This is a genomic window from Stutzerimonas stutzeri (genome assembly GCF_000952685.1).
GTDB classification, from domain to species: domain Bacteria; phylum Pseudomonadota; class Gammaproteobacteria; order Pseudomonadales; family Pseudomonadaceae; genus Stutzerimonas; species Stutzerimonas stutzeri_E.
This window is the reverse complement of sequence record NZ_JYHV01000007.1, coordinates 112778-125272: the sequence shown is the minus strand read 5'-3', so window position 1 is coordinate 125272 and position 12495 is coordinate 112778. Positions and strand designations below refer to the sequence as shown.

General features: G+C 60.1%; 12 protein-coding genes and 1 tRNA gene. 9 read left to right on the top strand and 4 right to left on the bottom strand.

Going from position 1 to position 12495, the window contains the following annotated elements:
* Positions 1-5 precede the first annotated feature (5 nt).
* Together UF78_RS02755 and UF78_RS02750 are read left to right on the top strand one after the other, a co-directional pair.
* Positions 6-1562 carry a SpoVR family protein gene (locus tag UF78_RS02755; RefSeq protein WP_045160533.1) on the top strand — a complete coding sequence of 519 codons (1557 nt, stop codon included), beginning with the start codon at positions 6-8 and terminating at the stop codon, positions 1560-1562.
* An 84-nt stretch (positions 1563-1646) separates the two neighbouring features.
* On the top strand, positions 1647-2900 hold the full coding sequence (locus tag UF78_RS02750) for a multifunctional CCA addition/repair protein (RefSeq protein ID WP_045160532.1): 1254 nt from the start codon (positions 1647-1649) through the stop codon (positions 2898-2900).
* Between the two features lie 16 nt (positions 2901-2916).
* On the opposite strand, the gene folK is transcribed toward UF78_RS02750, so the two are convergent.
* Both folK and folB read right to left on the bottom strand, forming a co-directional pair.
* Positions 2917-3459 (bottom strand): 2-amino-4-hydroxy-6-hydroxymethyldihydropteridine diphosphokinase, encoded by a 543-nt coding sequence (folK, locus tag UF78_RS02745; RefSeq protein WP_045160531.1) that lies wholly within the window; start codon positions 3457-3459, stop codon positions 2917-2919.
* Complete coding sequence (folB, locus tag UF78_RS02740; RefSeq protein WP_045160530.1) at positions 3450-3803, bottom strand: dihydroneopterin aldolase; 354 nt, start codon at positions 3801-3803, stop codon at positions 3450-3452. Before folB ends, folK begins: the two co-directional genes overlap by 10 nt.
* Before the next feature lie 75 nt (positions 3804-3878).
* On the opposite strand from folB, the gene plsY reads away from it, so the two are divergent.
* A complete protein-coding gene (gene plsY / locus UF78_RS02735) occupies positions 3879-4448 on the top strand; it encodes a glycerol-3-phosphate 1-O-acyltransferase PlsY (protein WP_045160578.1) in 570 nt (189 codons plus the stop codon).
* Positions 4449-4460: 12 nt separating this feature from the next.
* On the opposite strand, the gene tsaD is transcribed toward plsY, so the two are convergent.
* Entirely contained in the window at positions 4461-5486 is a 1026-nt protein-coding gene (gene tsaD, locus UF78_RS02730; RefSeq protein WP_045160529.1) for a tRNA (adenosine(37)-N6)-threonylcarbamoyltransferase complex transferase subunit TsaD, read from the bottom strand.
* Positions 5487-5682: 196 nt separating this feature from the next.
* Here tsaD and rpsU point away from each other — a divergent pair, with 196 nt between their 5' ends.
* From rpsU to UF78_RS02705, 5 genes are all read left to right on the top strand, one after another.
* Complete coding sequence (rpsU, locus tag UF78_RS02725) at positions 5683-5898, top strand: 30S ribosomal protein S21 (RefSeq protein ID WP_003283508.1); 216 nt, start codon at positions 5683-5685, stop codon at positions 5896-5898.
* Between the two features lie 137 nt (positions 5899-6035).
* Entirely contained in the window at positions 6036-7967 is a 1932-nt protein-coding gene (dnaG, locus tag UF78_RS02720) for a DNA primase (RefSeq protein ID WP_045160528.1), read from the top strand.
* Between the two features lie 67 nt (positions 7968-8034).
* Positions 8035-9891 carry an RNA polymerase sigma factor RpoD gene (gene rpoD / locus UF78_RS02715; protein WP_045160527.1) on the top strand — a complete coding sequence of 619 codons (1857 nt, stop codon included), beginning with the start codon at positions 8035-8037 and terminating at the stop codon, positions 9889-9891.
* 119 nt (positions 9892-10010) lie between these two features.
* A tRNA-Ile gene (locus tag UF78_RS02710) sits at positions 10011-10087 on the top strand.
* 127 nt (positions 10088-10214) lie between these two features.
* Complete coding sequence (locus UF78_RS02705) at positions 10215-11309, top strand: tyrosine-type recombinase/integrase (protein ID WP_045160526.1); 1095 nt, start codon at positions 10215-10217, stop codon at positions 11307-11309.
* A gap of 77 nt (positions 11310-11386) precedes the next feature.
* Here UF78_RS02705 and UF78_RS02700 read toward each other — a convergent pair whose 3' ends face one another.
* A complete protein-coding gene (locus UF78_RS02700; protein WP_045160525.1) occupies positions 11387-12145 on the bottom strand; it encodes a hypothetical protein in 759 nt (252 codons plus the stop codon).
* A 126-nt stretch (positions 12146-12271) separates the two neighbouring features.
* On the opposite strand from UF78_RS02700, the gene UF78_RS02695 reads away from it, so the two are divergent.
* A complete protein-coding gene (locus tag UF78_RS02695) occupies positions 12272-12490 on the top strand; it encodes a hypothetical protein (RefSeq protein WP_017363018.1) in 219 nt (72 codons plus the stop codon).
* The last annotated feature ends 5 nt before the right edge of the window (positions 12491-12495 follow it).

The window sequence follows — 12495 nt, the reverse complement described above, 5'->3', positions numbered from 1 at the left end:
GCAGCATGAAACGACAGCCCATTTCCACCGGCTCGGAATGGACCTTCGAGCTGATCCGCGCCTACGACCGCGAGATCGGTCGCATCGCTGAGCGCTATGCGCTGGACACCTACCCAAACCAGATCGAAGTCATCACGGCCGAACAGATGATGGATGCCTACGCGTCGGTAGGCATGCCGCTCGGCTATCACCACTGGTCCTACGGCAAACATTTTCTCAGCACTGAAAAATCCTATACCCGAGGCCAAATGGGCTTGGCGTACGAGATCGTGATCAACTCCGATCCGTGTATCGCCTATCTGATGGAAGAGAACACCATCACCATGCAGGCGCTGGTGATTGCCCATGCCAGCTACGGCCACAACAGCTTTTTCAAGGGCAACTACCTGTTCCGCACCTGGACCGACGCCAGCTCGATCATCGATTACCTGGTGTTTGCCAAGCAGTACATCATGCAGTGCGAGGAACGCCACGGCATCGATGCAGTGGAGGATCTGCTCGACTCCTGTCATGCGCTGATGAACTATGGTGTCGATCGCTACAAGCGCCCCTACCCGATTTCTGCCGAGGAAGAACGACGGCGGCAGAAGGATCGCGAAGAGCACCTGCAAAAGCAGATCAACGACCTTTGGCGAACGATTCCAAAATTTGGTGAAAAAGGCGACGAGCGCAAACGCGACCAGCGCTTCCCGGCCGAACCGCAGGAGAACATCCTCTACTTCATCGAGAAACACGCACCGTTGCTGGAGCCCTGGCAGCGAGAGGTGGTGCGAATCGTGCGCAAGATCGCCCAGTATTTCTATCCACAGCGCCAGACCCAGGTGATGAACGAAGGCTGGGCGACCTTCTGGCATTACACCTTGCTCAACGATCTGTACGACGAAGGACTGGTAACCGACGGCTTCATGATGGAGTTTCTCCAGTCGCATACCAGCGTGATTTATCAACCCGGTTTCGACAGCCCCTACTACAGCGGCATCAATCCCTACACCCTGGGGTTCGCCATGTATCAGGATATTCGCCGGATCTGCGAAAAACCCACGGAAGAAGACAAGCGCTGGTTCCCGGATATCGCCGGTAGCGACTGGCTGACCACCGTGAAATTCGCAATGAACAACTTCAAGGATGAGAGCTTCATCCTGCAATTCCTGTCACCGAAGGTCATTCGCGACCTCAAACTGTTCAGCATCCTCGATGATGATCACAAGGACGAGCTGCTGGTCCCTGCCATCCATGACGAGAATGGCTATCACGCCATCCGCGAATTACTGGCGGCGCAGTACAACCTGGGCAATCGCGAACCCAACGTTCAGGTCTGGAGCGTTGATCGTCGCGGCGATCGGTCGCTGACCCTGCGTCATCAGCAACACGACCGCAAACCCCTGGGCAGCTCGACCGATGAGGTGCTCAAGCACCTGCACCGGCTCTGGGGCTTCGATGTGCATCTGCAATCGATGCAAGACGACAAGCTGGTCACGACTCATCACATGCCGCCGAGGGTCGTCGACCCGGAGGCCGAAGGCAAATTCCCCGGCATGAATCTGGCGCTACCACCGATCTGATCGACTCGGCGCAGTGCCCCTCAGGAGCCTCGCGGCTTGCTGCCGCGAGGCTTTCGTTTATCCTCCGCCGGAACGGAGGACTACATGCAGATCTACAAAGTCGGCGGAGCGGTACGTGATCGGTTGCTGGGACGGCCCGTCACCGAGGTGGATTGGGTGGTGGTCGGATCCAGCGCCGAGGAAATGCAGGCCAAGGGCTTTCGCCCGGTGGGCGCGGACTTCCCGGTGTTTCTGCACCCTGCTACCGGCGAGGAATACGCGCTTGCCCGCACGGAGCGCAAGAGCGGACGCGGCTACGGCGGTTTTACCTTCTACGCCAGCGCTGACGTCACGCTCGAGGAAGACCTCGCCCGCCGCGACCTGACCATCAATGCCATGGCCGAGGATGAGCGGGGTCATCTGATCGATCCCTACGACGGCCAGGCCGACCTGGCCGCGCGCCAGCTCAGACACGTGTCCCCCGCCTTTGCCGAAGATCCCTTGCGGGTGCTGCGCGTGGCGCGCTTCGCCGCCCGCTATGCCGAACTCGGTTTCAGCGTCGCCGCTGAAACCCAAGCGCTGATGCGACAGCTCGCCGAATCGGGGGAGCTCCAGGCGCTGACACCGGAGCGTAGCTGGAAGGAAATCTCGCGCGCGCTAATGGAGCCCCGCCCCGATGTGTTCGTGCAGGTGCTGCGCGATTGCGGCGCCTTGAAGGAGCTTTTCCCGGAGATCGATGGATTATTCAGCGTGTCGCAACCGCGCTCAGGTAACGCTGAAGCCTCCCTCGGTGATCACGTGCTCGAGGTGCTGCGGCAGAACGCAATGCACGCACAACCGCTGACGGTGCGTTGGGCCTGCCTGCTGCAGCATCTGGGCGGGACGGCAATGGATGACCGGGATCCGCCGGCCGACAAGGCGGGCCTGCCGCTGATCGCAGCGCTCAGCGCTCGATACAAGGTTCCACGCGATTGCCAGGATCTGGCCATGCTGGTCGGGGAGTTTTGCCCGTGCGCGCACCGGGCACCGGAGCTGTCCGCCCAGGCGCTGTTCGAAATGCTTCAGCACTTCGACATCTACCGTCGCCCGGAGCGCTTCGAGCAGTTCATTGCCGCCTGCGAGATGGATGCGCGTGGCCGCGCCGCCCCCGAACCTACTGACTACCTTCAGGCCGACTACTTGCGCGGTGCGGCCGAGGCGGCTCGCGGCGTACAGGCGAAACCACTGATCGAGCAGGGTTATCAGGCAGCGGAACTGGGCGAGGCGCTCAAACGCGCACGTCTGCTGGCCGTGCAGGCCTATCAGCGGAGGCAGCAGAGCAACGCTGGCGAAGCACCGAGCGACCCGTACAGCGGCTAGCTGATCACAGCCGCCTTCAGGTGTCTGCGCGAGGCGCTGGCGCTATCAGCGCCATAGGCGTCAGCTGCGTGCCTTTCCACTGGAACGGCACCGGCCAGAGCTGCTGCTCGATGGTCGAGTCGCGCCACAGCTCGGCGAAGCTCCGCCCCGCACGCGGATGCATCACATCTGGCGCCAGTAGCGCCAGTGGCCAGAGCACGAAGGCATTTTTCAGCGTCTCTGGACGCGGCAGTTCCAAGCCATTGAAATTGCCCGTCAGGTCGCCGTACATCAATACATCGATGTCCAGCGGTAGACCTTTTCGGTCAGGCGCGTAGCGGCCGTTGTCCGCCTCGATGAACTTGAGCCGACGATCCAACTCCATCAACGGCAGTTCGGTGGTTCCGGACACGACCAGATTGTAGAAATTGTCGCCCTTGTAGCCCACTGCGAGGCTTTCGAAGACGGCAGAGCAACGCATGTCGCCAAGCAGTTGCGCCAGCGCATCGAGACCGGCAGTCAGATTCTGCTCGCGCTTGTTATTGCTGCCCAGCCCTAGCAGTACACGAGTCAGCGACATCCGCGTTCGATCTCCACGCCCAGCGCCGAAGCGCGTGTATTGACGCCCGGTTTGGTGACCCGCAGCCGCAGCCAGGGGATGCCGAACTGGCTCATCAGGTCAGCAGCCAGCCGCTCGGCAAAGGTCTCCACCAGCTCGAAGCGCGAAGCCTGCGCGAACCGATCGATGGCGGCAGTCACTTCTGCATAGTCCAGGGCCTTATCCAGTTCGTCATTTTCCGCGGCGGGACGAATGTCCCAGCCGAGGGTCAGATCCAGACGCAGGCACTGTCGAATGCCACGCTCCCAATCATAGGCGCCGATCAGCGTATCCACTTCCAGCCCCTCGATGAAAACTGTATCCACGCAACTCTCTCCCACGACACGACAACTTCGGTGCGCGCCGTTAGACTCAGGAGCTCCCTGCCCCGGATGGATGCCATGTTCTGGCAACTGACACTACTCGCCTATCTGACCGGTTCGCTGTCGTTCGCCATTCTACTAAGTCGCCTGACCGGTGCACCCGATCCGCGAGCCAGTGGCTCCGGTAATCCCGGCGCCACCAATATGCTGCGACTCGCCGGCAGACGCCTGGCAATCGGCACCTTATTCGGCGACCTGCTCAAGGGGCTTCTGCCAGTGTTGCTCGCCCAAGCGCTAGGCCTACCTATCGAACAACAAGCCTGGATTGCCCTCGCGGCGGTGCTGGGCCATCTGTATCCGCTGTATTTTCGCTTTCGTGGCGGCAAGGGCGTTGCCACTGCCGCTGGCGCCTTGCTCGGATTGAACCCGCCGACCGCATTGCTGGCTCTGACCATCTGGCTGGTGGTATTCAAGATAACCCGAACCAGCTCACTGGCCGCACTTGCCGCACTACCGCTCTGCCTGCCGCTGCTGGCCTGGCAACAGCCTGACGCGTTCTTGCCCATGGCGCTACTAGCCGCCCTGATCGCCTGGCGTCATCGGAGCAATCTGCGCGACCTGTTCGCCGGCACAGAGCGGCATTTCTAAGCGACAAGCCGTTCATACCGCCGCGAGTGTCTCCATCGGCCAGCGCGCCTGAACGGAAATCTCCGGCCCGTCCTGCTGCCCTGCCAGCAAGCGCTGACAACCGGCATACGCGATCATCGCACCATTGTCGGTACAGAAGCGGGGCCGCGCATAAAACACCTGGCCCTTCAGCTCACCGAGCATTCCTTCCAGGCTCTGACGTAGCGCCAGATTGGCGCTCACGCCACCGGCGATCACCAAATTCTTCAGGCCCGTCTGCTGTAGAGCGCGTCGGCATTTGATGGTCAGCGTTTCGACCACCGCCTGCTGGAAGGCCAGCGCGATATCGCAACGCGTCTGCTCACCATCGTCGCCAGCGTTACGGCATTGCTGCCAGGTCGTAAGGGTCGAGGTCTTTAGGCCGCTGAAACTGAAATCCAGCCCGGGCCGATCAGTCATGGGGCGGGGAAAGACGAAGCGGCCTGGCGTACCGCGCTCGGCGAGTAGCGCGATTTCGGGACCTCCGGGATAACGCAGCCCCATCAGCTTCGCCGTCTTGTCGAACGCCTCACCGGCCGCATCGTCCACCGACTCGCCCAGCAGCTCGTAGCGACCAATCCCGTCGACTCGAACCAGTTGCGTGTGCCCGCCGGACACCAGCAGCGCGACGAACGGAAACGCTGGCGGCTGCTCTTCGAGCATTGGCGCCAAGAGGTGCCCTTCCATATGATGCACGCCGACCGCCGGCACACCCCAGGCAAACGCCATCGCCTGCGCGCAGGAGGCCCCGACCAGCAACGCACCGACCAGGCCAGGACCAGCGGTGTAGGCCACCGCATCGATCTGACTCGCCTCGCGGTCGGCTTCGGCTAGCACCTGGCGGATCAGCGGCAGCATCCGCTTGACGTGATCGCGCGAGGCCAGCTCCGGCACCACCCCACCATAGACGCGGTGAAGGTCGATCTGACTGAACAGAGCGTCGGCCAACAGGCCGCGCTCACTGTCGTACAGCGCGACACCGGTCTCGTCGCATGAAGTTTCCAGCCCCAGCACCAGCATGGGTACAACCTTCCAGAGAAGCGAATGAAGCCGTGCATATTAATCGTCGCAAGCGGCGACCGACCAGCGCTTTTCGCTAAGGGGGCTTTGCATTCCATGCGGCAAGGCGTTAACATCCGCAACCCTTAAAACCAGCGTGCTCGCGATATTTGCCGAAGCGCGTTGTAACCGGTAAACAAGTGAAGGTACGTCCTGGATGCCCAACGTTAAAGTTAAAGAGAACGAACCATTCGACGTAGCTCTGCGTCGCTTCAAGCGTTCTTGCGAAAAAGCCGGTGTTCTGGCTGAAGTCCGCAGCCGTGAGTTCTACGAAAAGCCCACTGCCGAGCGCAAGCGTAAAGCTGCTGCCGCAGTCAAGCGTCACGCCAAGAAAGTGCAGCGCGAACAGCGCCGCAGCGTTCGCCTGTACTGATCCAGTACAACTGAAGCTGCATCAAGCCCGGCATATGTCGGGCTTTGCATTGAAATAGACTCCGCTTCGCCAGCTGGCGAATGGCCGGAGTTTTTTTCATTCCGGCCCGAACACCGCGAGCGTATTCTCATACCCCTATGGCCGGCTTGATCCCGCAATCATTCATTGATGACCTGCTCAACCGCTCCGACATTGTCGAGGTGGTGAGTTCGCGCATCCAATTGAAAAAAGCGGGCAAGAACTACACCGCTTGCTGCCCGTTCCACAAGGAAAAGACCCCATCCTTCAGCGTCAGCCCCGACAAGCAGTTCTATTACTGCTTCGGCTGCGGCGCTGGCGGCAATGCGCTCGGCTTCATCATGGATCACGACAGCCTGGAGTTCCCCCAGGCCGTCGAGGAATTGGCCAAGCGCGCCGGCATGGAGGTTCCTCGCGAGGAAAGCGGACCGGGGCGCAAGCCGCGTCAGCCCGTAGACTCGCCGCTCTACCCGCTGCTTGAGGCCGCCGCCGAATATTACCGCCAGGCCCTCAAGGGACACCCGGCCCGCAAGGCTGCCGTGGAATATCTCAAGGGGCGAGGATTGTCCGGGGTTATCGCCAGGGATTTCGGCCTCGGCTTCGCACCGCCCGGCTGGGACAACCTGATGAAACACCTGGGCGGCGATACCCTCCAGCAGAAGGCGATGATCGACGCCGGCCTGCTGATCGAAAACGCCGAAACCGGCAGGAGCTACGACCGCTTCCGCGACCGAGTGATGTTTCCGATCCGCGATAGCCGTGGCCGCGTCATTGCCTTTGGCGGTCGTGTACTGGGCGACGATAAGCCAAAGTATCTGAACTCCCCGGAAACACCAGTGTTCCACAAAGGCCAGGAGCTGTATGGCCTCTACGAAGCCCGCAAGGCCAACCGCGACCTGGACGAGATCATGGTTGTCGAAGGCTACATGGATGTGATCGCATTGGCCCAACAGGGTCTGCGCAACGCCGTTGCCACACTCGGCACCGCCACCAGCGACGAGCATCTCAAGCGCCTATTTCGTATCGTGCCGAGCGTGCTGTTCTGCTTCGACGGAGATGCTGCCGGGCGCAAGGCCGCCTGGCGCGCTCTGGAGTCGACGCTGCCAAACCTGCAAGATGGCCGTCGCGCACGCTTTTTGTTTTTGCCCGAAGGCGAAGATCCAGACACCCTGGTGCGCAGCGAAGGCACCGATGCCTTCATGGCACGGATACAGCAACAGGCCCAACCCCTGGCCGACTACTTCTTTCAGCAGCTCAGCGAAGAAGCCGATCCGCGCTCGCTGGAAGGCAAGGCCCACCTGGCCACGCTTGCGGCGCCGCTCATCGAGAAGATTCCCGGCGCCAACCTGCGCGCACTGATGCGCCAGCGCCTCGGCGAAATAACGGGCTTGCACAGCGAAGCTCTGCAACAGATGAGCACGGCATCACCAAGCGCCGCTCCAGAATACGATGACAGCATCTATTACGACACGGGCTCCGGGAATGACGAAGGCGATTACTACGCACCGCCGGAAGCTACCCAACCGAAGCGCAGCGACAAGAAAGAATGGAAGAAAGACTGGAAAAAACCCGGCCAGCGTCCAGACTTCAAGTCACGCAAACCGAGAACGCCCGCCACGGTAGAACCGCCGGCGCTGACCACTTTGCGGACACTACTGCACCATCCAGAACTTGCCCAGAAAGTCGAAGATGCTAGCCATTTCGCAGCAGAAGATGACACTTATGCGCAACTCCTTGTCGCGCTCCTTGGAACACTGCAAAAGAATCCCAAGCTGCGCAGCCTGCAGTTGATCGCACGCTGGCACGGAACCGACCAAGGGCGCCTTTTACGCGCACTTGCCGAGAAAGAATGGCTGATCTCGGCCGATAACCTTGAACAACAGTTTTTCGACACCATAACAACCCTGGCCGCCAGGCAACGCGAGCGCAGCCTCGAATCGTTGCTCCGCAAAGCTCGTCAGGGAGAACTCAGCGCGGAGGAGAAAGAACAGCTGCGCAACTTGTTAAATCGCAACTCAACACCCGCTATATCGACCTCAACTGGCGCGTGAGGTCCTTGCTCGGCTATAATGGTCAGCTTGTTTTCAACCCGCCAGAACCGTCAGTGGATAGGGTTATATGTCCGGAAAAGCGCAACAGCAGTCCCGTCTCAAAGAATTGATCCAGCGTGGCCGTGAGCAGGGGTACCTGACTTACGCCGAGGTCAATGACCACCTACCGGAGGATATTTCCGATCCGGAACAGGTGGAAGACATCATTCGCATGATCAACGACATGGGTATCAATGTATTCGAGGTCGCCCCGGATGCCGATGCCCTGTTGCTGGCCGAAGCCGATACCGATGAAGCCGCAGCCGAAGAAGCCGCAGCAGCGCTTGCCGCTGTCGAAACCGACATCGGCCGCACCACAGATCCCGTGCGCATGTACATGCGCGAAATGGGCACCGTCGAACTGCTGACCCGCGAAGGCGAAATCGAAATCGCCAAACGCATCGAGGAAGGCATTCGCGAAGTGATGAGCGCAATCGCCCACTTTCCGGGCACCGTAGACAGCATTCTCGCCGACTACGAGCGCGTCACCACCGAAGGCGGCCGTCTGTCCGACATCCTCAGTGGCTATATCGACCCTGACGACGACGGCGCCGCCGGCCCGCAACAGGAAGTCGAACCCGCCACTCCGCAGACAGCGGCAAAGCCGGCTGCAGATGACAAGGACGACGACGAAGAGGACGACTCCGACAGCGAGGAAGAGGAAGGCGATGGCGGTCCGGATCCGGAAGTCGCTCGCGTTCGCTTCGGCGCGGTTGCTGAGCAACTTGAAGCCGCCAAGAAAGCGCTGAAGAAGCACGGCCGCGGCAGTCAGCAAGCGACCGACGCGCTGCAGGAGCTGGCCACGCTGTTCATGCCGATCAAGCTCATCCCCAAGCAATACGATGCGCTGGTCGAACGCGTACGCGGCGCCCTGGGCCAGGTTCGCGCCCAGGAACGCGCCATCATGCAGATCTGCGTGCGTGACGCGCGCATGCCTCGCGCCGATTTCCTGCGTCAGTTTCCGAACAACGAGACCGACCTGGGTTGGGCCGATCAGTTGGCTAGCGGCAAAAGCAAGTACGCCGAAGCCATCGCCGCACGCAAGGAAGATATCCAGCGCTGCCAGGAAAAGCTGCTCGCACTTGAAGAAGAGTGCGCTCTGCTGATCACGGACATCAAGGACATCAACCGCCGCATGTCCATCGGCGAGGCCAAGGCTCGCCGGGCGAAGAAAGAGATGGTCGAGGCCAACCTGCGCCTGGTGATCTCCATCGCCAAGAAATACACCAACCGCGGCCTGCAATTCCTCGACCTGATCCAGGAAGGCAACATCGGCCTGATGAAAGCGGTGGACAAGTTCGAATACCGCCGCGGCTACAAGTTCTCGACCTACGCCACTTGGTGGATTCGCCAGGCGATCACTCGCTCCATTGCCGACCAGGCGCGGACCATCCGCATCCCGGTGCACATGATCGAGACGATCAACAAGCTCAACCGCATCTCCCGTCAGATGCTACAGGAGATGGGCCGCGAGCCTACACCTGAAGAGCTTGGCGAGCGCATGGAAATGCCCGAGGACAAGATCCGTAAGGTACTGAAGATCGCCAAAGAGCCGATCTCCATGGAAACCCCGATCGGTGACGACGAAGACTCGCATCTGGGCGACTTCATCGAAGACTCCGCCATGCAATCGCCGATCGACGTGGCGACTGTGGAGAGTCTCAAGGAAGCCACTCGCGAAGTGCTCTCCGGCCTCACTGCCCGTGAAGCCAAGGTACTGCGCATGCGCTTCGGCATCGACATGAACACCGACCACACCCTCGAGGAAGTCGGCAAACAGTTCGATGTAACCCGCGAGCGGATCCGTCAGATAGAAGCCAAGGCGCTACGCAAGCTGCGCCACCCGACGAGAAGCGAGCACTTGCGCTCCTTCCTCGACGAGTAAAACCAAAACCCCCGGCCCGTGCCGGGGGTTTTGCATTCAAGGCCAGACAAAACAACGACGTACGCTCAGCTTCGCTTGGCGCATCAGCAGCAGCACCGGTATAATCCGCCGGCCTCTGAGGGCCTATAGCTCAGTTGGTTAGAGCAGAGGACTCATAATCCTTTGGTCCACGGTTCGAGTCCGTGTGGGCCCACCACCTTCAAAGCCGCGCAATGCGCGGCTTTAAGCTTTTTAGGGTTGTGGCATCTGGATCAGCCTATGGTCCAAAGGTACAAAATCGGTACAGTACTGGTTAGCCAGTCTGCCTTTGGAGTCCTTATCTGATGGCAACAATCGTCAAAACCCCTGCCGGCACATGGAAGGCCGTAGTCCGAAAAACGGGCTGGCCGACCAACGCCAAAACCTTCCGAACCAAGCGCGACGCCGAAGACTGGGCACGCCGCACCGAAGACGAAATGGTGCGCGGCGTGTACATCCAGCGCAGCGGCTCCGAGCGCATGACGCTGGAGAAAGCTCTAGAGCGCTACCTGTCCGAGGTGACGCCCAGCAAGAAACCCACTACGCGCAAAGCCGAAGCCACCAAGGCCAAGCAGTTGATCCAGCACCTGGGCAAGTACTCCATGGCCGCCCTCTCCGCTGAAGTCATCGCCAAATATCGCGACACAAGGCTCGGCACCCTGAGCAAGCGCGGCCTTCCCACCAGCAACAATACCGTGCGGCTTGAACTGGCCCTTCTCAGCCACCTTTTCACGGTAGCTATTCAGGAATGGGGCCTGGGACTTACCTTCAACCCGGTGTTGAATATCCGCAAGCCGAGCCCTGGAGACGGTCGCGACCGCCGACTGTCCGCTGACGAAGAAAAGCGTCTGCTCGCTGCGGTGAACAGCCACAGCAACCCCATGCTGGGCTGGATCGTCCGGATCGCCCTGGAAACGGGCATGAGGTCGTCGGAGATAACCGGCCTACGTTGCCATCAGGTAGACCTGAAAAAGCGCGTGGTGCGACTCGCAGACACCAAGAACGATAGCGCCCGCACCGTCCCTCTCACCAAGATGGCCACCGAAACATTCAGGGCCGCCCTGGAGAACCCTGTTCGCCCCAAAGACTGCAACCTAGTGTTCTTCGGTGAGCCGGGAAAGGACGAGAAACGTCGCCCCTATGCTTTCACCAAGACCTGGGGGCTGCTGAAGAAGAAGCTCGGCATGCCCGACATGCGCTTCCACGATCTACGTCATGAGGCGGTCAGCCGCCTGGTCGAGGGTGGCCTATCTGATCAGGAAGTCTCGACCATCAGCGGCCACAAGTCGATGCAGATGCTTAAGCGCTACACGCACCTGCGTGCTGAAGACCTTGTTCGCAAGCTTGATAAGCTCGAGAGGAAAACGACCAGGCGCAGCAGGCAACAGGCTGACAACTGATCTGCAGCCATGCAACCTGGCATTTTTTCACCGCGCTTACTGAGGGCTTTAACTGACCCAGCTTCGGTCACCAGCGCTCAGGCATCTTCGCTGTCTGGCTTGTAGAAAAGATCCCAGCTGCTCTGGTGCGTAACGCGAGGGTCTTGTCCTGGGATCGGAGTCAGTTTGAGGCCGAGGGACTTGCCCTCCTCCAACTGACGCTCCCAGGGCCGGTCAGTGCCTAGCACCCGACCAAGATGCTCAGCACGAGACTCTTCTCGGTCCTCCCAAGCTCTGACAAGCTCCTGATACTCATCGCTGGTTGCCAGTCGATAAGCCACGTCAACTAGATCGCTTCCAACCCAATGCGCCAAGGGAAGCGTCCTCTCAACTGCCGCAAGGCGCGCCTCATCGCTCTCCAGATCGACCTCACCCTCTTCATACAGTCGCTTTGCCAGGGCAATGGCCTTACTGAAATACGCATCCGCACCAGGCTGCTCCGCATGAAGAAACTCAGGGAAGGTCAACGCCGTTAATGGCGCCACATGACCATTGGCCGCATCGGTCACGCCAGTAACCAGCCAGAACGCATATTTCGGCCACAGGTGAGCAATCGACTCGATCATGGCTGAGGTCGGTTTCTGCTTGCGCGAGAACGCACTACGCCACCGGGCGGATGGAATACCTGTGAGCTGGGAGAGCTTTTCCCAGAAGCCGCGACCAGCGTACGGCGGCTGACTCCACAGGCTGAGCAGCGCTGAGAACGGCCCTTCGTGCCCCTTCAGGCTCTCAAGGTCAGCCGGAGACATCTGCTCCTTCAGAATCAGAATGACGCGGTCTTCAATCGTGCTTGACATCGTAAGCCTTCGATCATAAAAAGGACTAAATGTCTAAAATATGGACATTTAGTATTTTTTAAGGACTCTTACGCCTTTTTCGCGTAATGAGCGCAGTGTATCGCAAGCCATACAAGGAGTCGCAAGATGACAGTCGAAGAAACCCTGCTGAACCGCTACGGAGGCTCACCACTGCTTTCCCTGGAGCAGCTCGCAGAGGTGCTACATCGCAGTAAAAACGGCCTGAGAATCTCCCTGAGCGGCGACAACGAGCTGTCCGCGAAGCTACGCCCGTGCAAGGTCAAAATCGGCCGACGGATCTATTTCAAAACCTCTGCAGTCGCTCGCGTCATCGAAGAAGCCTGATCGCC

Excerpts from the sequence above, each read along its gene's own strand:
- rpsU (WP_003283508.1), top strand. The coding sequence starts at position 5,683 with ATGCCCAACGTTAAAGTTAAAGAGAACGAACCATTCGACGTAGCTCTG.
- UF78_RS02750 (WP_045160532.1), top strand. The coding sequence starts at position 1,647 with ATGCAGATCTACAAAGTCGGCGGAGCGGTACGTGATCGGTTGCTGGGA.
- rpoD (WP_045160527.1), top strand. The coding sequence starts at position 8,035 with ATGTCCGGAAAAGCGCAACAGCAGTCCCGTCTCAAAGAATTGATCCAG.
- dnaG (WP_045160528.1), top strand. The coding sequence starts at position 6,036 with ATGGCCGGCTTGATCCCGCAATCATTCATTGATGACCTGCTCAACCGC.
- tsaD (WP_045160529.1), bottom strand. The coding sequence starts at position 5,486 with ATGCTGGTGCTGGGGCTGGAAACTTCATGCGACGAGACCGGTGTCGCG.
- plsY (WP_045160578.1), top strand. The coding sequence starts at position 3,879 with ATGTTCTGGCAACTGACACTACTCGCCTATCTGACCGGTTCGCTGTCG.
- UF78_RS02705 (WP_045160526.1), top strand. The coding sequence starts at position 10,215 with ATGGCAACAATCGTCAAAACCCCTGCCGGCACATGGAAGGCCGTAGTC.
- UF78_RS02695 (WP_017363018.1), top strand. The coding sequence starts at position 12,272 with ATGACAGTCGAAGAAACCCTGCTGAACCGCTACGGAGGCTCACCACTG.
- UF78_RS02755 (WP_045160533.1), top strand. The coding sequence starts at position 6 with ATGAAACGACAGCCCATTTCCACCGGCTCGGAATGGACCTTCGAGCTG.
- folK (WP_045160531.1), bottom strand. The coding sequence starts at position 3,459 with ATGTCGCTGACTCGTGTACTGCTAGGGCTGGGCAGCAATAACAAGCGC.
- UF78_RS02700 (WP_045160525.1), bottom strand. The coding sequence starts at position 12,145 with ATGTCAAGCACGATTGAAGACCGCGTCATTCTGATTCTGAAGGAGCAG.